At 60.4% G+C, this 22,562-nt stretch carries 26 protein-coding genes; 10 read left to right on the top strand and 16 right to left on the bottom strand.

Translation table 11 applies throughout. The features are described 5' to 3' along the window. Nucleotides 1-2: 2 nt before the first annotated feature. From GKKCFE_RS19550 to GKKCFE_RS19520, 7 genes are all read right to left on the bottom strand, one after another. Nucleotides 3-1,430: a di-heme oxidoreductase family protein gene (locus GKKCFE_RS19550; RefSeq protein WP_139049329.1), complete on the bottom strand. Its 1,428-nt coding sequence runs from the start codon at nucleotides 1,428-1,430 to the stop codon at nucleotides 3-5. Nucleotides 1,431-1,632: 202 nt separating this feature from the next. Next, nucleotides 1,633-2,973, bottom strand: coding sequence for an ATP-binding protein (locus GKKCFE_RS19545; RefSeq protein WP_445576994.1), 1,341 nt, complete (start codon nucleotides 2,971-2,973; stop codon nucleotides 1,633-1,635). Between the two features lie 66 nt (nucleotides 2,974-3,039). Beyond that, nucleotides 3,040-3,486: a Spy/CpxP family protein refolding chaperone gene (locus GKKCFE_RS19540; RefSeq protein ID WP_047226986.1), complete on the bottom strand. Its 447-nt coding sequence runs from the start codon at nucleotides 3,484-3,486 to the stop codon at nucleotides 3,040-3,042. 253 nt (nucleotides 3,487-3,739) lie between these two features. Then, the gene (locus GKKCFE_RS19535) at nucleotides 3,740-4,417 is read right to left on the bottom strand and encodes a response regulator transcription factor (protein ID WP_047226985.1); all 678 of its coding nucleotides are present in this window, start codon (nucleotides 4,415-4,417) and stop codon (nucleotides 3,740-3,742) included. 7 nt (nucleotides 4,418-4,424) lie between these two features. Further along, entirely contained in the window at nucleotides 4,425-4,835 is a 411-nt protein-coding gene (locus GKKCFE_RS19530; protein ID WP_047226984.1) for a translation initiation factor 2, read from the bottom strand. A gap of 107 nt (nucleotides 4,836-4,942) precedes the next feature. Continuing rightward, nucleotides 4,943-5,242 carry a YciI family protein gene (locus GKKCFE_RS19525; protein WP_092393095.1) on the bottom strand — a complete coding sequence of 100 codons (300 nt, stop codon included), beginning with the start codon at nucleotides 5,240-5,242 and terminating at the stop codon, nucleotides 4,943-4,945. A 1-nt stretch (nucleotide 5,243) separates the two neighbouring features. Then, on the bottom strand, nucleotides 5,244-5,840 hold the full coding sequence (locus tag GKKCFE_RS19520) for a septation protein A (RefSeq protein ID WP_047227122.1): 597 nt from the start codon (nucleotides 5,838-5,840) through the stop codon (nucleotides 5,244-5,246). Nucleotides 5,841-5,927: 87 nt separating this feature from the next. On the opposite strand from GKKCFE_RS19520, the gene GKKCFE_RS19515 reads away from it, so the two are divergent. The 6 genes from GKKCFE_RS19515 to rluB all read left to right on the top strand — a co-directional run bounded on the left by GKKCFE_RS19515 (nucleotide 5,928) and on the right by rluB (nucleotide 10,941). Continuing rightward, nucleotides 5,928-6,791, top strand: a complete 864-nt coding sequence (locus tag GKKCFE_RS19515; RefSeq protein WP_139049332.1) for a PHP domain-containing protein — start codon at nucleotides 5,928-5,930, stop codon at nucleotides 6,789-6,791. A gap of 13 nt (nucleotides 6,792-6,804) precedes the next feature. Beyond that, a complete protein-coding gene (locus GKKCFE_RS19510) occupies nucleotides 6,805-7,434 on the top strand; it encodes an L-threonylcarbamoyladenylate synthase (protein ID WP_047226981.1) in 630 nt (209 codons plus the stop codon). Between the two features lie 132 nt (nucleotides 7,435-7,566). Beyond that, complete coding sequence (locus GKKCFE_RS19505; protein WP_160893268.1) at nucleotides 7,567-8,265, top strand: segregation and condensation protein A; 699 nt, start codon at nucleotides 7,567-7,569, stop codon at nucleotides 8,263-8,265. Between the two features lie 11 nt (nucleotides 8,266-8,276). Further along, a complete protein-coding gene (scpB, locus tag GKKCFE_RS19500; RefSeq protein WP_139049333.1) occupies nucleotides 8,277-9,236 on the top strand; it encodes an SMC-Scp complex subunit ScpB in 960 nt (319 codons plus the stop codon). A 135-nt stretch (nucleotides 9,237-9,371) separates the two neighbouring features. Beyond that, nucleotides 9,372-9,563 carry a DUF1289 domain-containing protein gene (locus GKKCFE_RS19495; RefSeq protein ID WP_047226978.1) on the top strand — a complete coding sequence of 64 codons (192 nt, stop codon included), beginning with the start codon at nucleotides 9,372-9,374 and terminating at the stop codon, nucleotides 9,561-9,563. Nucleotides 9,564-9,705: 142 nt separating this feature from the next. Next, nucleotides 9,706-10,941, top strand: a complete 1,236-nt coding sequence (gene rluB, locus GKKCFE_RS19490) for a 23S rRNA pseudouridine(2605) synthase RluB (protein ID WP_047226977.1) — start codon at nucleotides 9,706-9,708, stop codon at nucleotides 10,939-10,941. Nucleotides 10,942-11,161: 220 nt separating this feature from the next. Here the strand turns inward: rluB and GKKCFE_RS19485 are convergent, their stop codons facing one another. After that, nucleotides 11,162-12,127, bottom strand: a complete 966-nt coding sequence (locus GKKCFE_RS19485) for a leucyl aminopeptidase (protein WP_139049334.1) — start codon at nucleotides 12,125-12,127, stop codon at nucleotides 11,162-11,164. A gap of 90 nt (nucleotides 12,128-12,217) precedes the next feature. Next, entirely contained in the window at nucleotides 12,218-12,355 is a 138-nt protein-coding gene (locus GKKCFE_RS19480) for a hypothetical protein (protein WP_003178782.1), read from the bottom strand. Between the two features lie 647 nt (nucleotides 12,356-13,002). Between GKKCFE_RS19480 and GKKCFE_RS19475 the strand changes: the two genes are divergently transcribed. After that, the gene (locus GKKCFE_RS19475; RefSeq protein ID WP_139049335.1) at nucleotides 13,003-14,424 is read left to right on the top strand and encodes an amino acid permease; all 1,422 of its coding nucleotides are present in this window, start codon (nucleotides 13,003-13,005) and stop codon (nucleotides 14,422-14,424) included. Nucleotides 14,425-14,646: 222 nt separating this feature from the next. Then, nucleotides 14,647-15,060, top strand: a complete 414-nt coding sequence (arfB, locus tag GKKCFE_RS19470) for an alternative ribosome rescue aminoacyl-tRNA hydrolase ArfB (RefSeq protein WP_047226974.1) — start codon at nucleotides 14,647-14,649, stop codon at nucleotides 15,058-15,060. On the opposite strand, the gene GKKCFE_RS19465 is transcribed toward arfB, so the two are convergent. The 3 genes from GKKCFE_RS19465 to GKKCFE_RS19455 all read right to left on the bottom strand — a co-directional run bounded on the left by GKKCFE_RS19465 (nucleotide 15,057) and on the right by GKKCFE_RS19455 (nucleotide 16,765). Continuing rightward, on the bottom strand, nucleotides 15,057-16,256 hold the full coding sequence (locus GKKCFE_RS19465; RefSeq protein ID WP_139049336.1) for an MFS transporter: 1,200 nt from the start codon (nucleotides 16,254-16,256) through the stop codon (nucleotides 15,057-15,059). The two genes, arfB and GKKCFE_RS19465, sit on opposite strands and share 4 nt — an antisense overlap. A gap of 83 nt (nucleotides 16,257-16,339) precedes the next feature. Then, complete coding sequence (locus tag GKKCFE_RS19460) at nucleotides 16,340-16,549, bottom strand: hypothetical protein (protein ID WP_445576993.1); 210 nt, start codon at nucleotides 16,547-16,549, stop codon at nucleotides 16,340-16,342. Nucleotides 16,550-16,621: 72 nt separating this feature from the next. Next, a complete protein-coding gene (locus GKKCFE_RS19455; RefSeq protein WP_171061326.1) occupies nucleotides 16,622-16,765 on the bottom strand; it encodes a hypothetical protein in 144 nt (47 codons plus the stop codon). Nucleotides 16,766-17,080: 315 nt separating this feature from the next. On the opposite strand from GKKCFE_RS19455, the gene GKKCFE_RS19450 reads away from it, so the two are divergent. Then, the gene (locus GKKCFE_RS19450) at nucleotides 17,081-18,706 is read left to right on the top strand and encodes a methyl-accepting chemotaxis protein (RefSeq protein ID WP_445576992.1); all 1,626 of its coding nucleotides are present in this window, start codon (nucleotides 17,081-17,083) and stop codon (nucleotides 18,704-18,706) included. 78 nt (nucleotides 18,707-18,784) lie between these two features. On the opposite strand, the gene GKKCFE_RS19445 is transcribed toward GKKCFE_RS19450, so the two are convergent. Both GKKCFE_RS19445 and GKKCFE_RS19440 read right to left on the bottom strand, forming a co-directional pair. After that, complete coding sequence (locus tag GKKCFE_RS19445) at nucleotides 18,785-19,090, bottom strand: PepSY domain-containing protein (RefSeq protein WP_188251986.1); 306 nt, start codon at nucleotides 19,088-19,090, stop codon at nucleotides 18,785-18,787. An 81-nt stretch (nucleotides 19,091-19,171) separates the two neighbouring features. Next, nucleotides 19,172-20,299, bottom strand: a complete 1,128-nt coding sequence (locus tag GKKCFE_RS19440) for a glycerophosphodiester phosphodiesterase (protein ID WP_316912114.1) — start codon at nucleotides 20,297-20,299, stop codon at nucleotides 19,172-19,174. Between the two features lie 244 nt (nucleotides 20,300-20,543). Here GKKCFE_RS19440 and GKKCFE_RS19435 point away from each other — a divergent pair, with 244 nt between their 5' ends. Beyond that, the gene (locus GKKCFE_RS19435; RefSeq protein WP_076383729.1) at nucleotides 20,544-20,870 is read left to right on the top strand and encodes a DUF2025 family protein; all 327 of its coding nucleotides are present in this window, start codon (nucleotides 20,544-20,546) and stop codon (nucleotides 20,868-20,870) included. Between the two features lie 669 nt (nucleotides 20,871-21,539). Here the strand turns inward: GKKCFE_RS19435 and GKKCFE_RS19430 are convergent. After that, complete coding sequence (locus tag GKKCFE_RS19430) at nucleotides 21,540-21,854, bottom strand: antibiotic biosynthesis monooxygenase family protein (RefSeq protein WP_445576991.1); 315 nt, start codon at nucleotides 21,852-21,854, stop codon at nucleotides 21,540-21,542. Beyond that, entirely contained in the window at nucleotides 21,851-22,561 is a 711-nt protein-coding gene (locus GKKCFE_RS19425) for a CTP synthase C-terminal region-related (seleno)protein (RefSeq protein WP_445576990.1), read from the bottom strand. The genes GKKCFE_RS19430 and GKKCFE_RS19425 overlap by 4 nt, the downstream gene beginning before the upstream one ends. Between the last annotated feature and the right edge of the window lies 1 nt (nucleotide 22,562).

The following is a 22,562-nucleotide window of genomic DNA, read 5'->3' as shown; positions in this document are numbered from 1 at the left end:
GATTAAAGGGAATTCAGGAACGCCAGCAACGCAGCGCGTTGCTCGGCATTGAACGCTAGAACCTGTCGTTGCGCCGCTTGCGCTTCGCCGCCATGCCATAGCACGGCTTCGAGCAGGTTGCGCGCGCGACCGTCGTGCAAGAACTGGGTGTGACCACCGACGGCTTCTGTCAGGCCGATGCCCCACAGCGGTGGGGTCCGCCAGTCACGGCCGCTGGCCTTGAATTCGCTGCGGTTGTCGGCCAGGCCTTCGCCCATGTCGTGCAACAGCAGATCGGTGTAGGGGCGAATGACCTGATTCGCCAGTTCCGGTTCGGCAGCGTTGGCGGACGTGGTGTACTTCGGGGTGTGGCACGACTGGCAGCCGGCCTGGAAAAACAGATTCTTGCCGGCCAGCACCTGGGGCGAGTTCACCTCGCGCCGGGCCGGTACGGCGAGGTTGCGGCTGTAGAACAGCACCAGGCGCAGAATGTTGTCGCTGACTTCCGGCTCGCCATCGGCGCCGTTGCCGTTCGGGGCGCGCTTGCAGTCGACCTGGGCCTGGGTGCAATCGTCGAAGGGGCGCAGGCTTGTCGTCAGGCCCATGTCACCGGAAAAGGCGTGGACGTTCTGCTGATTGAGGTTCGGCTGGCCGGCCTTCCATCCGAAACGCCCCAATACGGTCTTTTGCTGGACATCGTCCCAGACCTGGTTCGGCCGGCCGACGATACCGTTGTTCTCCCGTGCTTGGGCTTGGGCGTTGGCCAGGATAGCTTCATCGGGAATGGCTTCGAGCAGCCCCAGGCCGATCATCGGCGGTGCGACGCGGGCCGAAAAGCGCGTGTCGGGGTGCATCGGGCCGTAGCCTAGTTGGGTGATCTGCAGTTGCGGCTTGCGCAATTCTACAACGGTGCCGTCGTCGAAGCGCACCGGGACCGGCGTGTAATCGACCCGCACCTTGCCTTCGGGGACAACGCCGGGCACGGACATGTCCTGCAATTGCCCGCCATAGGTCGGCTCCGGCACCACCCCCAGTTGTTCAATGACCTTGGCGTAGGCCGGGGCATCGGGGATCGACAGGCGCACCAGCATCGACACCGCGCTGGCCGCGTCCGGTGCCGGCGGATGGCCGCGACCGTCCTTGACGTGACAGTTCTGGCAGGCGTTGGTATTGAACAATGGCCCCAGACCGTCCCGTGCGGTGGTGGTCGAGGGCGCGATCACCCAGGGGCTGCGGAAAAAACTGTTGCCCACGGCGAAGTCCACGCGCCGCGAAGGTGGCAGGTTGGCCGAGGGCAGGGAAAAGGCGTTCTGATCACTCTTGCGTACCGTCGCAGCGCCACCGGACCGGGCTTCGCCGGGTTCGGCCTGGGTAAAACGCGGGGCGTCATCGCAGGCACTCAGGCCCAGGGCCATGAACAGAGCGCATAAGCGAAGAGGCAACGACGGCATCGGACTTCCTGGAAGAGGAGTGAAACGAGGGCGCAAAGTCTAACAGGGCGCAGGGGTTTGAATAAGAGGAATTATCGTTTGGTTTGATGCGGGGGCAGTTCGGTCTGTGGGAGCAAAGCTTGCTTGCGATAGAGGCGCGTCGATTTCTGAAACATCGCGTCGCGTCCATCGCGGGCAAGCCTTGCTCCCACAATGCGCAGGCTTAGGGCTGAACGACCGCCCCCGGCACCAACGGCAGTTCCAGACTCGCGATGAACCCGCCCTCGGGGTGATTGGCCAACACCAGCGCGCCGCCATGACGCTCGGCGGCGCGGCGGGCGATGGCCAGGCCCAGGCCATGACCTGCAGTGGTCTGGCCGGGGGCGCGGTAGAACGGTTCGCCCAATTGTCCCAGGTGTTCGTCCTCTACGCCTGGCCCGTGGTCGCGCACGCTGATCAGGATCCGCTCGCCCTGGCGCAGCGCGCGCATCTCGATTGGTTGCCCGGTGGGATTGAAGCGCTGGGCGTTGCGCAACAGGTTGTCCACCGCTCGCTCGATCATGGTCGGCCAGCCTTTGAGGGTCAGGTTCGCTTCAGCGTCCAATTGCACGCTTTGTTCCGGTGAAGCCAGTTGCGCATCTTTTTGCAGGGTGACCAACAAGCTGTTGAGATCTACCTCTTCAGCGCTGGCGTTGTCGGCATCGACCCGGGCCAACACCAGAATTTCGCTGATCAGCGCCTCCAGGCGATCACATTCGCGGGTCAGGCGCGGCCAGAGTTTTTCCCGCTCTTCGGGGCTGGCCCGTTCCGCCAGCGCCAGGGCAATGCGCAGTCGGGCCAGGGGCGAGCGCAGTTCGTGGGACACATCCCGCAGTAATTGGCGCTGGCTGGCGATCAGGCTTTGCAGGCGCGCGCCCATGCGATTGAAATCGGTGGCCAGCACACCAAATTCATCCCGGCGATTGGCCAGTTTGGCGAGGCTGTTTTGCTGGTAGGTGGTCTGCCCCAAATCATGCACTGCACCGCGCAGGCGGCTCAACGGACGGGTAATGGACAGGGTCACCAACAGGCTGAACAACGTCAGCACCACCAACGCGATCCCCAGCGCACTCAGAGGCCAGAGCAGGCTGCCGCGGTGCCAGGCGTCCAGTTCGGGGTGGGGTATGCGGTAGATGAACAGGTAAGTGTCGCCGGTTTTGGCGCTGGTGAACTCGTCGGTCAAGCGCCGCCAGGGCAGGCGTCGGTCGTTGTCGTTCTGTCGCGCCTCGAAGGCCTGTGCTCGACGCGGGAAAGTGCCACGTACCACTGGGGCACCGCTCTCGTTAAGCACCTGGACGTTGATGTGATACTGATGCTTGCGTTGTTGCAGGATCTGCTCGGCGGCGTCTTCGCCCTGGCTTTCGAAGGTTTGTGTCCACTCTTCGGCCAGGGTGTTGAGGCCCGGATGGCGGCTGAGGATCCAGGCGTCCTGGTTCAGCATGTGGCCCAGCAGAATCGAAAGCCCTGCAACCAGGGCGATGGCCAGCCAGAAACTGGCCAGGATGCGCCAAAACAGTGAACGCACGATCAATCCTCGAAAACAAAGAAAGCCCAACGGCGATTGGCCGTTGGGCTGGGGTGCTTCAGCGCATTATTGCGCCTTTTGCGGTTGTTGCGCTTTCCAGGCCTTGAACTCGGCCCACTCGGCCCGACGCTCGGCCTGCTTCTTCTGAATGGCGTCAAACTCTTTTTGCTGCTCAGGCTTCAACAACCCACGGATCTGGGCGTCGACTTTTTCGTGCCGGGCCGCCATTTCATCTTTCATGGCTTTCTGATCGGCTGGCGACAGTTTGGCCAGGTACTTTTCTACCAGTTCGCGGCGCTCGTGGCGCTGTTCGCCCATGATCTTGCGGATCTGCTGGCGTTGTTCGCGGCTCAGGTCCAATTGGCTGTACGGACCTTTGTCGTGCATCTGGCCGCCATGACGCGGGCCATCCATCGGGCCCATTGGTCCCATCGGGCCGGCGCCTTCAGGCATGGCCATCGCGACGGTAGGCAGGGCAGCAGCGAACATCAGAGCGATGAGGGTCTTGCGCATGGTGTATCTCCTTGTCTCGTTCCCGGTCAGTTCCGGATGAGTTCAGGTTACGCAGATCAAGGTCAGCGGCGGTCAGGGGTGGGTAAAGCTTGGGTAAAGACGTTTTGATGCAGGCCTGACAAATCTGCAGGACCGAGCGCAAAGCCCTGTGGGGGCAAGGCTTGCCCGCCATGAAGATAACGCGGTCTCTAAGGGAACCGAGGCGCCTGCATCGCGAGCGATGCTTTGCGCCCACAGCCCAGCGGCGCAGCGCTTAAAGGCTGTAGTAATAACCCCGGCTACGCAGAGCCACGATGCGTGGGCGACCGTCGGCGTGCGGGCCGATTTTCTTGCGCAGGTTGCTTACGTGCATATCGAGGCTACGGTCGTACAGGGTCAGCTTGCGTCCCAGGGCGATCTGCGCCAGTTCCTGCTTGTCCAGTGGCTCGCCCGGCTGCTTGAGCAGCGCTTCGAGCAGGCGGCTTTCGGAAACAGTGAGGGTCTGCTCCTGCTCATCGATGCTGACCACGCCTCGCACCGGGCTGAAGGTCAGGTCGCCCAGTTCGATCTGGCTGGACACCGCCGTCGGATGACTGCGGCGCAAGACCGCGCGCAGGCGGGCGGTCAGTTCCCGTGGATCGCAGGGTTTTGCCAGGTAATCGTCGGCCCCCAGTTCCAGGCCCAGGATGCGATCCAGCGGTTCGCCACGGGCCGAGAGCATCAGCACCGGCAGCTCCGGATGATCGTTGCGCAACTGCTTGAGCAGTTCCAGGCCGCTGCCGTCGGGCAGCATCACATCCAGCACCACCGCCGCCGGGGCGGTTTCGGCCAAGGCCTTGCGGGCGCTATGGCCATCGTGACAGGCCCGGACCAGAAAACCTTCCTGACCCAGCCAACTGCCGAGGAGCTCACACAGCTCCTGGTCATCATCAATCAGTAACAGCTCGCTCATGACTCACTCAATTTAGCCATTGCCGACGTTGTCTACGTCCACCGCTGGCAAAGATACCGCAGAGCAGGGCCAATAGCGCTACCCCGGCACCAATGACGAACCACTGCTGCTGATCGGTCAGCAGGCGTGGCAGGGGGCTGGCCTGGGCTTCCTTGAGTTGCAGCTTCAGACGCTGGTTCTCCTGGCGCAATCGACTCACCAGCGCGCTCTCGCGTTCGCTGTTGGCGTTTTGCAGTTGCTGGGTCAGTTCCTCGCGCATGCGTTCGCTGTTTTTCAAGCGTTGCTGCAATTCGGTGATCTGACTGCCTGCGCTCAAGGACAAGGGCGTCGAATGACTGCCGTCGGTGCTTTCTTCCCCATGGGCGGGAGCCCCGATCACCAACATGACCCCTAACAGGCACAGCGGACCTTTGCGCATTGCAACTCCTGAATTCCAATCGAGATTAGACAGGTTGTCGGCAGGTAAACGAGAACAATGAGCGATTGAGCGCAATGAGCCGCGAAGGCTCATCACGCATCGGGATGTTAAGGCAGGACTTGCTTGAACGGCTTGACCACGACATTGGCGTAGACACCGGCGGCCACGAACGGATCGGCTTCGGCCCAGGCTTGCGCCGCGGCCAGGGAATCGAATTCGGCGACGATCAGGCTGCCGGAGAAACCCGCCGCGCCGGGGTCGTTGCTGTCCACCGCCGGGTGCGGGCCCGCCAGTACGACGCGGCCTTGGGCCTTGAGCTGTTGCAGGCGCTCAAGGTGTTCAGGGCGAGCGGCCAGGCGTTTTTCCAGGGAATTGGCGACGTCGGTGGCAATGATTGCGTAGAGCATGTCAGTCCTCGGTTTTTGGCGTGGTGGTATCGGCATCGTGCAGATGACGGGACAGGTAGATGCCCTGGCCAATCAGGAACAGCAGCGTCATGCCCAGGCTGCCGAAGACCTTGAAGTCGACCCAGTAGCTCTGGAAGGTGAACGCGACGAACAGGTTGGCGGCGCCGCAGAACAGGAAAAAGCCGATCCAGGCGATGTTGAGCCGGGTCCAGATGACGTCCGGCAGGTTCAAGGCGTGGCCCATGATGCGCTTGATCAGCAGGCGATCGCCGACGAAGTGACTGCCGATGAACGCCAGGGCGAACAGCCAGTTGACCACCGGGGCTTTCCACTTAAGGAAAGTTTCGCTGTGGAAGGCCAGGGTCAGGCTGCCGAAGACGAGGCAGGCGATCAGGGTCAGCCACTGGCTTTTCTCCAGCTTGCGTTGGGCCACGAACAGGGCGCCATAGACCACCAGCGAACTGATGATCAGCATCGCGGTGGCGCTGTAGATACCGCCTACAGTCAAGGAGTGACCGGCAATGTCGACGGTCCGTGGGTCAAGTTTGTAGACGATGAAAAACAGCAGAAGCGGGATGAAGTCGATGAATTGTTTCACAGTGGCAGCCAGAAGCAGGATGTGGCGGCATAATAACAAACATCCTTGGCCGCGATAGGGCCAGCTGATTTGAGGTAACAAACTCTCGTGAATGTTGATTTGCACTGCCATAGCACGGCCTCCGATGGCGCCCTGGCGCCTGCGGTTCTGGTGGCGCGGGCGTTCGAGCACGGCGTGCGAGTCCTGGCCCTGACCGATCATGACACCCTCGAAGGCCTGGACGAGGCCCGTAGCGCGGCGACGACGCTGGGCATGCAACTGGTCAACGGGGTCGAGTTGTCCTGCACCTGGGGCGGCGCGACTATTCACGTGCTGGGTTACGGTTTTGATGTAAATGCGCCGTCACTGGTCCAGGCCATTGCGCAACTGCACGACGGCCGCTGGCTGCGTGCCGAAGAGATCAGCCGCAAGCTTGCGCTAAAGGGCATGCCTGGTGCGCTTGAGGGCGCCCGGCAGATCCAGCAGGAACTGGGCGACAGTGGCAACGCCCCGGCCCGTCCGCACTTCGCGGACTGGATGGTGCGCGAAGGTTTCGTCAAGGACCGCGCCGAAGCGTTTCGCAAATGGCTGGGAGCCGGCAAGCTCGGGGACGTCAAGCAACACTGGCCGACCCTGGAAGAGACCGTCCAAACCCTGCGATCCGCCGGAGCCTGGGTCAGCCTGGCGCATCCGTGGCACTATGATTTCACCCGCAGCAAGCGCCGCCGCCTGGTGGCCGACTATATTCAAGCAGGGGGCCACGCCATCGAAGTGGTCAATGGCCATCAGCCTGCCGAGCAGGTCGGCAGCCTGGCGATTCTGGCCCGTGAGTTCGGCCTGCTGGTGACCGCCGGCAGTGATTTTCATGGCCCTGGAGGCTGGTCCGAGATAGGCGAATATCGCCCGTTGCCGGAAGATCTGCCACCACTATGGTGTAGATTCAAACATGATCCCGTTACCGCCACCGTCTGAACAGGTAGAACACGTGAGTCAATTTTTCCAGATTCATCCGGAAAACCCGCAAGCGCGCCTGATCAAACAGGCGGTGGAAATCATTCGGGGCGGTGGTGTGGTGGTCTATCCCACCGATTCCTCCTACGCCATCGGCTGTCAGATCGGCGACAAGAACGCTGTAGAGCGGGTAAGACGCCTGCGTCAGCTGGATGACAAGCACAACTTTGCGCTGATCTGCAGCGACCTGTCGCAGCTGGGCCTGTTCGCCAAGATCGACACCGGCACTTTCCGCCTGCTCAAAGCCCACCTTCCAGGGCCTTACACCTTTATTCTCAACGCCACCCGGGAAGTTCCGCGGCTGTTGCTGCACCCGAAAAAACGCACCATCGGCCTGCGGGTGCCCAGCCACCCCATTGCCCTGGCGTTGCTGGCCGAGCTGGGTGAACCGCTGATGAGCGTGACCTTGATCATGCCCGGCGAGACGGAGCCGATGAATGACCCTTACGAGATGCGCCAATTGCTCGAGCATCAGGTCGACCTGATCATCGACGGCGGTTTCGGCGGGATGAAGGCGTCCACGGTGATCAACCTGGCCGATGGCGAGCCGCAAGTGGTGCGTATCGGTTGCGGCGATCCAGCCCCGTTCCTGGTCGAGGCCTGAGTGTCCGCAGTGGAAACCGCCGTTGAGAGTGCCGACAGCCAGGCCGGCGCTCAGCAAGAGCTGCCGTTCGCCATGGTCTATGGCCAGGCGGTCATGGAAATGCCCCTGGACCTGTACATTCCGCCGGATGCGCTGGAGGTATTCCTTGAAGCCTTCGAAGGCCCGCTGGACCTGCTGCTGTACCTGATCCGCAAACAGAACATCAACATCCTCGACATCCCCGTGGCGGAAATCACCCGCCAGTACATGGGCTACGTCGAGCTGATGCAGTCGGTGCGCCTGGAACTGGCGGCCGAATACCTGGTGATGGCGGCCATGCTCGCCGAGATCAAGTCGCGAATGCTGCTGCCACGCTCGGCAGAGATCGAGGAGGAGGAAGACGATCCGCGCGCCGAACTGATCCGCCGCCTGCAGGAATACGAACGCTTCAAGGTGGCGGCCGAAGGCATCGATGGCTTGAGCCGGGTCGGGCGCGATGTGGTGGTGCCCAAGCTCGATGCACCCGAGGCGCGAGCGCGCAAATTGCTCCCGGATGTCAGCCTCGAAGAGTTGCTGATGTCCATGGCCGAGGTGCTGCGCCGGGGCGACATGTTTGAAAGTCACCAGGTCAGCCGCGAAGCCCTGTCCACCCGCGAGCGCATGAGCGATGTGCTGGAGCGGCTCAAGGGCGGCGGCTTTGTGCCCTTCGTCGAGCTGTTCACCGCCGAGGAAGGGCGGCTAGGCGTGGTGGTGACGTTTATGGCGGTCCTGGAATTGGTCAAGGAATCCTTGGTCGAGCTGGTGCAGAATGAGCCGTTCGCAGCGATCCACGTGCGGGCACGAGCCGAATAACGAGCAAATCAATGAATCTGACTGAACCCCGCGAGCTGGCGCCGTTGCTTGAAGCTTTCCTGTTGGCCTCGGGAAAACCGCAATCGATGGAGCGCTTGTTCGAACTCTTCGAAGAAGGTGAACGGCCCGAGCCGGCCGTGTTCAAGAAAGCCCTGGTGCTGCTGGGTAAGTCCTGCGAGGGGCGGGCGTTCGAACTCAAGGAAGTGGCTTCCGGCTACCGCCTGCAGATCCGCGAGAAATTTTCGCCCTGGGTCGGGCGTCTGTGGGAAGAGCGGCCTCAGCGCTATTCCCGTGCCATGCTCGAAACCATGGCATTGATCGCTTATCGCCAACCGATCACCCGAGGTGAAATCGAAGATGTGCGGGGCGTGGCGGTCAACAGCCACATCGTCAAGACGCTGCTTGAGCGCGAGTGGATCCGGGTCGTCGGCTATCGCGACGTGCCGGGTAAACCGGCGATGTTTGCCACCACCAAGGCCTTTCTCGATCACTTCAACCTCAAGAACCTTGACGACCTGCCGCCGTTGGCCGAACTGCGGGAGCTGGAACCCGAGCCGATGCTGGAGTTCGACGACGCCCCCGTGCCCCAAAGCTTGCAGGAGCTGGCCGACGCCAGCGCCGAGCCGGAGGAACCCAAGGAAGAAACCAGTTTCCATTCGTTGTTGCTGGAACTGGACACCATGGAAGAGGGGCTCAAGACCGATTTCGACGATCTGCTGCGTGAGGCAACGGAGCTTGACGGCGAAACGGATGAGCCCGCGCAACCGGGCAGCGAAGTTGAACTTCAGGCCGAACCTGACCCCGAACCAGAAGAAGACATTCTTGGCGTAGCCGCGGCCCGGGAAAAACTGCTGGCCGCCGTGGCCGCGCTCGAACCACGCGAACCCGAGCCTGAGCTCAGCGATGAAGAAGCCGAAGCCCGCGCCCTGGCCGAAGCGATTGAAAACGAACGACGCCAGTTCGACGATTGATCACGGCTGACACAGCGCCGCCCCATTGTGGGAGCGAGCCTGCTCGCGATGGCGGTCTGTCAGCCAACATCATTTTTGAAGGTGAAATCGCTATCGCGAGCAGGCTCGCTCCCACATTAAGTCATGCGGTGCACCATGAGTTCCACCAAAGACCCCTGCATCAGCCTCTGCAAGTTCGACGACGACATCTGCATCGGCTGTGGCCGCAGCAAGCGCGAGATCAAGGCCTGGAAGAAACTCGACAAGGATGACAAGCGCACGGTGTTGGCCGAAGCGGCCCTGCGCCTGATCAAACTGGGCGCCACCGGTCGGCGGAAAAAGCGCTGAAGGTTCGTCGATCAGCTAGTCTCTGATGCGCAAATGCCTTAACGAGCGTATGATTCGCGACCCTTTGGCGATCCCTTCGTCATAGACCCGTTTTCAAAGTGTCAGGCCACGCCTGACCCGACCACACCGGGAGGTGCCCAGAATGAAAGACCAAGACCAGAACGACAGCCAGGAAATCGGCCCAGCAGGCGAGAAACTGCAAAAAGTCCTCGCCCGTATCGGCGTCGGCTCGCGCCGCGACGTGGAAACCTGGATCACCCAGGGCCGGATCAAGGTCAACGGCAAAGATGCCACCTTGGGCCTGCGTGTCGACATGCATGACGCCATCACCATCGATGGCAAGGTGATCAAGCGCGAAGAGGCCGCCGAAACGGTGCGCCGCGTGATCATGTACAACAAACCCGACGGCGAGATCTGCACCCGTGACGACCCGGAAGGCCGTCCGACCGTGTTCGACAAAATGCCGCGTCCGAAAGAAGGCCGCTGGATCAACATCGGTCGCCTGGACATCAACACCACCGGTTTGCTGATGTTCACCACCGACGGTGAGCTGGCCAACCGCTTGATGCACCCGTCCTACGAGATGGACCGCGAATACGCCGTGCGTGTACGTGGTGAAGTCGACGACGAAATGATCGAGCGCCTGAAGGCCGGCGTTGTGCTGGAAGACGGCCCGGCGCGTTTCACCGACATCAAGCAGGCGCCCGGTGGTGAAGGCTTCAACCATTGGTACCACTGCGTGGTGATGGAAGGCCGCAACCGTGAAGTACGGCGCCTGTGGGAATCCCAGGGGCTGGTGGTCAGCCGCCTCAAGCGCGTGCGTTTCGGTCCGGTGTTCCTCAACTCCGACCTGCCGATGGGCCGCTGGCGCGAAATGAGCCAGTACGAAGTCGACATCCTGGCGGCCGAAGTCGGCCTCAAGCCGGTAGCGATGCCGCAGATGACCGCCAAGAGCAAGGACAAGCTGGAGCGCATGCAGCGTAAATCCTCGCGTCCGATGGGCAAGACCGAGCGCGTGCGTACGCTGCGTCCTGCCGCTGATGGCCCGGCCGCAGGTCCGCGTCCGTCGCGCGAGCCGCAGATCGAAGGCGAACGCCCGGCCCGCAAGCCTGCGCCACGTCAGGACGGCGAACGCGGCCCGCGCACGCCACGCCCGGCCAACGGTCGTACCGAGCGCGGCGAAGGTCGCGGTGCTCCGGCCGGTCGTGGTACGCCGGTAGCGGATCGCCCGGCCGACACCAAGCGTCCGGCCAAACCCGCAGCGAAAAAGCGCCCGGGCATCGTCCTGGTCGACCGCGACACGCCATCGGGCAAACGTCGCGGTGCCCCAGCGGGTTCGGGGCAGCGTCCGGGGTTTGGGCGTCGTAAGCCGGAGTGAGGCAGTTGTGAGGTTCTAGCTGCAAGAAAAAACGCCAACCCCTTGTGGTTGGCGTTCTTTTTGGCTTGGTTTTAGTGATGCGGTACAGATAGTCCGCCATCGCGAGCAAGCTCGCTCCCACACTGGGACGGTGTCGGTCGCAGATCTTCCATTCGCTGAAGCTCAACCGTGGGAGCGAGCTTGCTCGCGATGGCGGCATCAGCCTTACAGAAATCCCAACCTAAAGCACAAACCGCCCATCAAACATCGGCTCGTTATCCAACGCCAACACACCGCTCTCGAAAATCAGATCCAGATGATGGCTGCCCTTGGCCCCGCCACCCAGCCCCAGGTGCAGGCCGCAATGGCGCTCCTCGAAACCGGCATTGCGGGCATAGAGGCTCTTGACCCCTTCGTTGGTGCCGATGCCCAGTTCCTCGATACGCCGGTTGGACGGGTTGGCGTCCAGGTATTTATTGAAGTCGTGTTCCAGGCCCGGCACATCGCTGGCGATTTTCTGAATGGTGGAGTCTTCGATCCACAACTCCAGCGGCGATTGCAGTACGCCGTATTTGCGGGCGAACGGGATGGTGCTCAGGAAAGTGCCGACGAACTTCACCTGACCGTTAATGGTGTCGCTGTGGGTAGCGATTTCGCCGGGTGCCAGGTCGTAGTTGCCAACACCGTTGATGTCGGTCCATTTCTTGACGCTGTTGAGGGCCGTATCGAAATACGAACCGTGGTCATCCTGAAAACTCAACGTCGTTGCTTGGGACATGCGCCGGATCAGGTGACTGTTGAGCCCGGCGATGCGCTGAGGAATCACGCTGAAGGTGTCGTAGAAATAATCGCCGTAGTCCTTGAACAGCAGCGATTTCTTCCAGTTGTCCGCCATCACGCCTTGCAGCGCGCGAACAAAGTCCGGGCCGTCGGGGCGTGGGGTGGGCAGGGTGGAAGAGTCGTAGAAGAAAATGTACAGATCGCTGTCGGCAATCGCCTTGGACAGTCGCTCCGTGGATTCAAGGTCCAGGCGCATGGTGCTGAACCGGAAGGGTGAACCGCTGCCAGCCTGTTCGGCAATGGCCCCGGTCAGTGCTTCGTAGTCGGCGGTATGGCCGAGCAACACCTTGGCTGGCTGGATGCCGGCCAGGGCGGGATGATGTTCAAGGTAGTAAAGGAAATGTGAGATGGCTCGTTGCGTGTCCATGCTTATTCTTCCCTGACAGTGGTGTTTGGCTTCCCTGAAATCTGCAAAGTGGCGGAGCCGACCGGCCGGATCGCCTCCGCCGGGCGATGCTTACAGAGGCCACATCGCCGTGCCGAACGGAACAACGGCGTCGGCTTGCATCATTTCAACTGCGGCTTCGTGGGTCGGTGCTTCAAACCATTCGTCCAGTTGCAGTTCGGTTTCCAAGTCTTTGTCCAGTGCTTGCATAGTGAATCTCCTAGATGACTTTTACGGAAAATTGCGAAGTCGATTCCGCGATGGAGAACTGACCGGAAGCGGCTGCGCAAAACCTGCCGGCACGACGCCTTGGCAAGTCGCTGAAAACCTAGTCGAGGGTTTTTTGGAATGCAAAAAAATATTTTATTTTTTTCGTTTGAACTTTTTATTCCATTTTTACCGAAGAAATTAGTTATTCAAAAACAGTTGGCTGTGTAGTTTTTTGCTTAGGTAGCTAGCTACCGTCAATTTGCAGTCAGCTTACAGAAAATTCCCACACGGAAAGTTTGCGTTACGGTTTGTAAAGAAATGCTGACGATTTTTGCCTATCAAGCCGGTCTGTACCGGCGTTTGGCTGCGCTGTAAGAAAAAACTGCCGAGGAGGTCGATTTGACGGGGTTTCCGACACTTCGCAGCGCTTGTTTCAAACCGGCGGGACGGGTCAGATGCGCGGCAGACCTGAAGTACGGGGTGCGCAGGTGTCTGGTCGCAGTGGGGCAGCGGTGTACAATGCGCCGCGTTTTACTGTGACCCTTCGCGTACCCACGCATTTTCAAGGTTATCCGCCTTGTTCACTCCGCCACGCCACGAGCGTGTCGGGTTCGATTTCGTCACAGATAAAAACAAATAGGTGACGCATGACCGTTGTAGAAAATACGCATTCAGGCGAGCTGAAACGCGGCCTGAAAAATCGACACATTCAACTGATCGCCCTCGGCGGCGCGATCGGTACAGGCCTGTTCCTCGGCTCGGCGGGGGTGCTGAAGTCAGCCGGCCCGTCGATGATCCTCGGTTACGCCATTTGCGGCTTCATTGCTTTCATGATCATGCGCCAGTTGGGCGAGATGATTGTCGAAGAGCCAGTGGCCGGCTCCTTCAGTCACTTTGCCCACAAGTATTGGGGCGGTTTCGCCGGCTTCCTGTCGGGCTGGAACTGCTGGATTCTCTACATCCTGGTGGGCATGTCGGAACTGACCGCGGTCGGCAAGTACATCCACTACTGGGCGCCGGACATCCCGACCTGGGCTTCGGCGGCAGCATTCTTCGTCCTGATCAACGTCATCAACCTGGCCAACGTCAAAGTCTTTGGCGAGGCCGAGTTCTGGTTCGCGATCATCAAGGTCGTGGCAATTGTCGGCATGATTGCCCTGGGCAGCTATCTGCTGGTCAGCGGTCACGGTGGCCCACAAGCTTCGGTGACCAACCTTTGGGCTCACGGTGGATTCTTCCCCAACGGCGTGAGCGGTCTGGTGATGGCGATGGCGATCATCATGTTCTCCTTCGGTGGCCTGGAAATGCTCGGCTTCACCGCTGCCGAGGCCGACAAACCGAAAACCGTGATCCCCAAGGCCATCAACCAGGTGATCTACCGGATCCTGATTTTCTACATCGGTGCCCTGGTGGTGCTGTTGTCCCTGACCCCATGGGACAGCCTGCTGAACACACTCAATGCCTCCGGCGATGCCTATAGCGGCAGCCCGTTCGTGCAGGTGTTCTCGATGCTGGGTAGTAATACGGCGGCGCACATCCTCAACTTCGTAGTGCTGACCGCCGCGCTGTCGGTGTACAACAGCGGCACCTACTGCAACAGCCGCATGCTGCTGGGCATGGCCGAACAGGGCGATGCGCCCAAGGCCCTGGCCAAGATCGACAAGCGTGGCGTGCCGGTGCGTTCGATCCTGGCTTCTGCTGCGGTCACGCTGGTGGCGGTGCTGCTTAACTACCTGATCCCGCAGCATGCGCTGGAGTTGTTGATGTCGCTGGTGGTCGCGACCCTGGTGATCAACTGGGCGATGATCAGCTATTCGCACTTCAAGTTCCGTCAGCACATGAACCAGACCCGCCAGAAACCGCTGTTCAAGGCGCTGTGGTATCCGTACGGCAACTATGTCTGCCTGGCGTTCGTGGTGTTCATTCTTGGGGTGATGTTGCTGATTCCCGGCATCCAGATATCGGTCTACGCGATTCCGGTATGGGTGGTGTTCATGTGGGTGTGCTACCTGATCAAGAACAAGCGCAGTGCCCGGCAGGACATGGCTGTGGCCGCTGCTGCCAAGTAAGCATCCTTGAAATACAACAAACCCGGCACTTGGCCGGGTTTGTTGTATTCAGACTCATGCTGATCCCTGTGGAAGCGAGCCTGCTCGCGATGGCGCCAGCACATTCAGCATTGATGCAAGCTGACCCACCGTCATGGCGAGCAGGCTCGCTCCCACAAGGGTTGGTCGCTGTCTTGGGGATTCGCGGTATTCTGTGGGTCCTGATACCGGACCTCTTTTTCCATGCTGGCAATTTCCAACACTGTGCACATCCCGGACGCCGAGATCGAACTGACGGCCATCCGCGCCCAAGGCGCCGGCGGGCAGAACGTCAATAAGGTGTCCAGCGCCGTGCACTTGCGCTTCGACATTGCGGCCTCGTCCTTGCCCGATTTCTACAAGGAGCGGTTGCTGGCGCTGCGCGACAGTCGCATCACCAGCGACGGCGTGTTGATCATCAAGGCCCAGCAATACCGCACCCAGGAACAGAACCGGGCCGATGCCCTGGAACGCCTGACCGAGCTGATCCTCAACGCCACCAAGGTCGAAAAGAAGCGCCGTCCGACCAAACCGACCCTGGGCTCGAAGAAACGTCGCCTGGAATCCAAGACCAAGCGCGGTTCGATCAAAGCCGGGCGCGGCAAGGTGGACTTCTAGTTTTTCTCCCGCTCCTGGCGATGCTTCGGCGCCTGGCGGTACAGATAGAGACTCAGCAACAACCCGCCCAAGGCCGCCAGCGCGGCGAACAAAAAGATCGAAGCAAAACCGAAACCTGCGGCAATCGCACCGGCCAACGGCCCGGTAATCCCCAGGGACAAGTCAATAAACAACGAGTAGGCGCCCACCGCCGCGCCACGGCTGGAGGCGGGTACCAGGTTGACCGCTTCCACCCCCAGCGCCGGGAACACCAGGGAAAAACCGAAGCCGCTCAATGCCGCGCCGGCCAAGGCCCAGTGCGCATCAGGCGCCAGCCAGAGCAACAACAAACCCAGGGTTTCCACCGACAGGCAGGCAATCGCCACCCGGAAGCCGCCCAGGCGGTTGATCAAATTACCGAACAGCAAGCGCGCGCCGATGAAGCTGGCGCCGAACAGGCTCAGGCACAGCACAGCGTTGTCCCACTGCTGCGTGGCGTAATACAGGGTGATGAACGTGGCGATGGTGCCAAAACCGATGGAGCCCAGGGCCAGGCCGCAGCCATGGGGCAGGACGCGTCCGAGAACATGCATGAAAGGCAGCCGTTCGCCAGTGACAATGGGCGCCGCCGTTTTCGGCCAGGCCAGCGCCAGCCCCAGCAACGCCAGCAAAATAATGCTGACGCCCATGCTCCACAGCCCCAGGGATTTCACCAGCCACACCCCCAACGGCGCGCCAATCGCCAGCGCGCCGTAGCTGGCGATACCGTTCCAGGAAATCACCTTGGCGGTGTTCGCCGCGCCGACCCGGCCGATGCCCCAGCCAATCGATCCCGAGCCTACCAGGCTTTCGGCGCTGCCCAGCACCAGGCGGCCAATCAGCAGGCTGATCAGGCTCAGCGTCGGTAGGTTTGACGTCCAGGCAGACGCCAGCATGAACACACCGCTCAGCCCGCAACCGGCGAGGCCGAACATGACCGCGCGCTTGCTCCCCAGGTTGTCGATGATCCGTCCGGCATAAGGACGACTGAGGAGGGTGGCCAGGTACTGGACGCTGATTACCAACCCGGCGATCACCGCGCCAAAACCCAGTTCGCCGTGGACGAACCCGGGCAACACGGCGAGGGGAATGCCGATATTCAGGTAGCCAATGAAGGTGAACAGAACGATGGAAACGACTTGCAGCGTGACCGCCAAGGGGCGCTGGGTATCTGGCATGGGTAAAGAGTCCACGGAGCAGCAGGATAGATAGGCTGCTTATGATAGCGGTGCCTGCGACCGTGAAGCGTGGAAAAGTAAAACTATTTGCCGGTTGGCGCTGGGTTGCCGTCTTGTCCGGCCACCAGGTGGGTGGTGACCAATGCAGCGATGGCGTTTTCTTCAGTTTCGAAACGTGCCAGCAGGGCAGCTTGTTTCTCCGGGGAAAGGCGCGTCCAGATATCGACCATCTTTTCGGCGGTGCCGATCAGGACGCTGGCTTGGGCTTCGCTGAAGGTAGGGTCATCGGTCATGGGGGCTCAGGATTCAGGCAGTGTGGAAAGCGCATCTTAGCGCTTTCCACACGGTCTGGTCGTGCGGGTGAATCAGTCTTCGCTGTCGGCCTGGCGGCGTTCAGTGGCTTCTTTGGGCTCGGGTTGCTGGGCGTCTGGTTGCCCTCCGGCTTGTAGCGGGGTCGTCTGCTCAGTTTCGTGCAGGCTAGGGAAGGGGAGATTAGGAATCTCGTGCATATCGCGCTCCTCGCAAAGTCTGTTGGTAGATCTGGTAGATCCGCGCTTTTACAAAGCTTGGGCAGGATACAGCAGAAGAAATGACAAAAAGACTTTTAAGTTCCGTTGCGGCGACAAAAGGGCTTGTCTGGACAGGACATGTCCAATCATCAAACACCTGCTACCGGTCGTCGCGAAGGCTCAAGAATACGCCCCGCGGGTCGATGGCTTGTACATATCCCGCATTCGGTTGCGACACTGCAAACCACGAACATGGAGGTCGGGACGTGTCGTCCGTGAGCTTGGCTCTTTCTTCTTTTCAAGAGATTTCCCTCCATGTTTCTACAAAAATCCCTGAGAGCGCAGATTCTCGCCTTGCTCAGTGGCAGCCTGCTGGCGATGTTGCTGATTGCCCTGGCGTCTTTCCATTTCCTCTCCAACGGCGTCCAGAACTATCGCAACCTAATCGATGGCCCGTTGCGTGCGTCGCAGTTGATCGATGAGGCCAACCTGCAATTCAAGGTGCAGGTCCAGGAATGGAAGAACGTTCTACTGCGCGGCAAGCAGCCGGCAGACCTGGCTAAATACTGGAAGCAGTTCGAAGATCGCCAGCATGATGTCCAGGGCATTCTTGGCCAGTTGATCGCCCTTGAAGGGGTTGCGACACCCATCAAGACTCGGATCGAGGGTCTGCGAGACGAACACCGTCAATTGGGTGCGGCCTACCAGAAGGGCCGTGATGCGTTTGAGACGGCGGGCGGCGATGCGGCGGCGGGTGATGCGGCGGTCAAAGGTGTGGACCGCGCGGCCAGCGAGCAAATGAGTGCGCTGGTGGTGGAGTTGCGCAAGCTTGCCAGCGAACAATCGGCGCAGATCAGTGCCGGTGCCGATCGCACGATTATGCTGGGCACTGTGATCATGCTGGTTTCCGGCCTGCTGATCGGGCTGTTCAGCCTGTGGCTGGTCAATCGCAACCTGGTGCAGCCGATCCGCAACCTGATCGAATACGTGACCCAACTGAGTCGCGGCCGTTTCGCCGAGCGGGTAGTCAGCAACCGGCAGGACGAATTGGGTGACCTGGCGCTGGCCGCCAATACCCTGCGCGACTTTCTCGCCGAAACCTTCTCGCGTCTGCAGCGCAGTGCCACGGAACTGGACAGTGCCAGCGGCGAGCTTAATGCCATCGCCAGCCTGATGAGCCAAGGCACCAGCGAGCAATTCGAACGCACCGACCAGGTGGCGACGGCGATGAACGAAATGTCCGCCACCGCCCAGGAAGTCGCTCGCCATGCCGCCGACGCGGCACAGGCCGCCGATGACGCCGATCACTCGGCGCAGCAGGGCGAGAAGGTCATGCAAGGGACCATTCATACCATCACCCGCATGCGCGGTGAAATCGCCAACACGGCCACGGTCATCCGCCAGTTGGAAACCGATAGCGGGCGCATTGGCAAGGTGCTGGAAGTCATCCGCGGTATCGCCGAGCAGACCAATCTGTTGGCCCTCAACGCTGCCATCGAAGCGGCGCGGGCTGGCGAGGCTGGACGCGGTTTCGCGGTGGTTGCCGATGAGGTGCGCAGTCTGGCCCAGCGCACCGCCTCGTCCATCATCGAGATCAACCAGATTATCCAGACCGTGCAAACCGGTGCGGTGGACGCAGCCCAGGCCATCGAGAGCGGTCAGTCGCGCAGTGAAGAGAGCGTGGAGCAGGTGACTCAGGCCGGTGTGATGCTCGAACGCATTACCCAGGCCGTGGAAGCGATTCGCGACATGAATCGTCAGATCGCCACTGCCGCAGAAGAGCAGACCTCGGTGGCTGAAGACATCTCGCGCAACCTGACCGAAATCACCTGCATCGCCAGCACTAACCTGGACAATGTGCAGCGCACCGAAGCCGCGAGTCGGAACCTGCACGGTTTGTCGGGGCAGTTGAATGAAGTGACGGCGCGGTTGAGTGCCTGATCACTGTGAGAGTCAGTTGTTCGAAGACGTAAAAAAAGCCGCGCAACCTTAAGGTTGCGCGGCTTTTTTGTTGTTCAATCAAGTGTCCTGTTTGTTGGACAGAACTTTGCCGGTAGTGGCGTCGAAGTCAACATCAAACTCTTTGCCATCGGCGGTTTTCAGTTCAACTTCATATTCGTAACCGTTGAAGTGGTTGTCCAGGTCGGTGTCGGTGATGGTTGCGCCTGGGTGCAACTTCAGGGCTGCTTGGTTCATCTCTTCCAGCGGCTTGATTTTTTCGTTCTTGACCAACTCAGGAATCTGGTCGACTCGAACATCAGCCTGGGCCAGGCCAGCGGTGAGGGTCAGGGCTGCGGCGGTGAACAGGGCAGTCAAAGTTTTCATGTGTTCTTTCCTTGCTGTGATTAAGGGGTGTGTCGTTTAAGTGGCTTCAGATTAACTTTGGCAACTTAATTCACCCTTAATTCAGTAACCGTTGTTCTCCAGCACCTGCGCCACGCTGCCTGTTTCGGGACGCTTCAAGTATTTGAGCAGTTCGCTGGCGCGGTTGGTAAAGATGCCATCCACTCCGGCCTCCAGCACTTTTTTGAAGTCCACCGCTTCATCCACCGTATAAACGTGCACCAACAAACCCTGGTCATGGGTGTATTGGTTCATCCACGGCTGCACCAAGTCCGAATAACTCTGGCTGCCGCCTTGAGTCAACGCGGCGGACGGCCCGGTGCCGATAGCGCCTTGTGCCTTGGCAAATTGGACCCATTGTTCAAACTCGGCGTTGTCCTTGGGCTGCTGTTTGGCGTAATAGGCCGCCTTGTCCGTTTCGCCGGACTCGGCAAACGTCACCTTCGACTTGGCCTCGATGTAGCCATCGCCCACCCACAACAGCAGGACTTTTGGCACGTTCGGCATTTCTTTTTGCAGCAGTTCGAGGCTGCTCTTTTCGAAGGTTTGCAACACCACTTTACCTTTGCCCTGACCTACACCGGTGGCGCGTTTGGCGAGCTTGGAGCCCGACGGGCTCAACCAGCCGCGGTCCTGCAATTTATCCTTCAGGTCGCGCTCGATGCCGGGGAACAGCTTCGGCTCCTTGGTTTCGATGTACAGCCCCGGTTTGTGCAGCGGGTTGCCTTCGGCGATGTTGATGACTTCATCGAGGGTGAGGATTTTCAGGCCCACGAACGATGGGCGGGCGCGGTCCGGGTAGGCGGTGTTGAACCAACTGCCGGCATCGAGGGTTTTGAGTTCCGCCATGGTGAATTCGTTGGCGGTGCTGTCCTTGCGCTCGGGGAATTTGGTCGCGACATCGGTGGTGCGCAGCAGGCTGTCGTCGTGCAGCACGAACAGTACGCCGTCCTTGCTGCGTTGCAGGTCCAGTTCCAAGTAGTCGGCGCCCAGGTCGCGGGCCAGTTTGTAGGCCGCGGCGGTGGTTTCCGGCGCGTCAAACGAGGCGCCGCGGTGGGCGATCACCGCTGGGTGAGGAATGCCCTGAAGGGCCGCGAGGGACTTGGGGGGCGCGGCTTCGCCGGCCTGTGTCTGGCCGAAGCCAAGCAGCAGGCTCAGCATCAGGGCACTACGGGTGAAGGTGACAGGCATGCTCGAGATCCTTTCGTGGGTTTCGCAAAGACCTATCTTTTAACAACTGAACGTTCCTGGCGCTATCGCTATACCGACATAAAAATGCGCAAAGCAGATTTTTCCCACGCTTTTCCAGGTCGCTTTGCAGTACGCTTGGCCGCACCAGTTTCCCCGGCAGAGGGAAACCCGAAGACAGCATCCAATTGCCCTGCGTGTAAACCATCGATCAGACGTCCTGCGGGACGCATCCATGAGGTTTACCATGCGAACCACTTCGACATTCATCTGCCAGGCCGCCGACCAGCTCAAGGGTTTTGTCGGCCTGAACCGCAAAACCGGCCAGTACATCGTGCGCTTCAGCGAAGATGCCTTTGGCATGGACGTGGCCGACGACGGCATCATCCCCACCTGCGAATTTGTCTGGACTCCGGTGGCAGACGGCACCATGGCCTTGAGTCGCCAGCGCATCCAGCTGCTGCTGGACCAGAACATCGACGACCGGATCAACCTCACCGAACCGTTGCGGGTTTACATGGCCCGTAGCGACCTGCCGGAAATTGTTGCAGTGCGCCAGTTGGTGGAAGGCTAAAGCCACGCCGATTATGAATGGGCTGAAAAAAACTGTGGGAGAAAGGCTTGCCCGCGATGACGGCGGCACCTTCAGCATGGATGCAAGCTGACCCAGCGCTTTCGCGAGCAAGCTCGCTCCCACAAGGGATTTGCGGTGAGCACCGAATCGGTTAGCCCTGAAAAACCACTGTGGGAGCGAGCCTGCTCGCGATGACGGCGGCACCTTCAGCATGGATGCAAGCTGACCCAGCGCTATCGCGAGCAGGCTCGCTCCCACAAGGGATTTGCGGTGAGCACCGAATCGGGTAGCCACGAAAAATCACTGTGGGAGCAAGGTTTGCCCGCGATGGCGACGGCACATTCAACACTGATGCAAGCTGACCTGCCGCAATCGCGAGCAGGCTCGCTCCCACAAGGGATTTGAAGTGGACACTGAATCGGGTAGCCCTGAAAAACTAATGTGGGAGCGAGCCTGCTCGCGATGACGGCGGCACCTTCAGCATGGATGCAAGCTGACCCAGCGCAATCGCGAGCAGGCTCGCTCCCACAAGGGATTTGCGGTGAACACCGAATCGGTTAGCCCTGAAAAACCACTGTGGGAGCAAGGTTTGCCCGCGATGGCGGCGGCACATTCAGCATGGATGCAAGCTGGCCCAGCGCTTTCGCGACCAGGTTTTGTAGGCTGGCATCAGGTTTGGCGCTGGAAGGCATAGTCCCGTTCGACCTTGCACACCCGCGTGTGGCAATGGGCGTACCAGGTCGAGCGACCGCGTTCGCGGATTGCGCTGTGTTCGGGGTGCTGCTTCCAGGCCAGGATCGCCGCTTCGCTGCTCCAGTAGGACACGGTGATGCCCAAGCCGTCTTCGCCACGGGCCGATTCGACGCCGAGGAAGCCCGGCTGCTCTTGAACCAGAGTCAGCATGCGCTCAGCGGCTTGGGCGTAGCCCTGGTCCCCCGCAGTGCGCAGGGAGGTGAAAATCACCGCGTAATACGGGGCGCTCATGATGCTGTCCTCCGGCAAGCTTCGATAAACGCACTGACCAGCGACGGCACACGTCCTTCCAACGCTGCGCGCTCAGGCTGGAACAGGGTCGCGACAAAAAAAGGATGATCAGCCAGCTCCACGGCCCGTAAATTGCCAGCCGAATCCCGGGCCACGGCGTGCAAGCGGTCACTCAGCAAGTCCCGCTCAAACTGTGGATTGACCCCAAAGCTGCACCGATATCCTTCGGAAACCTTAAGGCGACCATAGGCCTTGGCAATCAACGAATCGGCGTCAAGCTCAAGACAGTCGATGGTTTCGATCAGCGCACAGCTTAACGGCGTCAGCAGTGCCCGTTCAGCCTCGGGAGCTGTTTCGCCATGGGCTGCGTCGGCCCAGCCCATCACATTGCGCGCGTATTCCAGCACGGCATGCTGAAAACCGCCGCAGGTGCCGAGGAAAGGGCGACGCTGTTCGCGGGCAAAACGAATGGCTTGCAGCGCGCCATTTTCGTTTCGGTAAGGGCTGCCTGGCACGCACCAGACTCCGTCGAAATCATTCAGGACGACGCTTTCGGTGATGAGGTCGGTGCCCAGCCATTGAAAACCAATGTGATGACCGGTTTGCTTGCTGACCAGTTCGAGTGCGATGGGGATGGCCCGATGGGCTGTTATTTGAGGGTCATAGTCGCCGACCAGGGCGATGTGCAAAGAACGCTGGTTTTCCATG

The sequence above is a fragment of the Pseudomonas sp. E141 genome (assembly GCF_052659885.1).
This window is presented reverse-complemented; position numbering and strand designations above follow the sequence as displayed.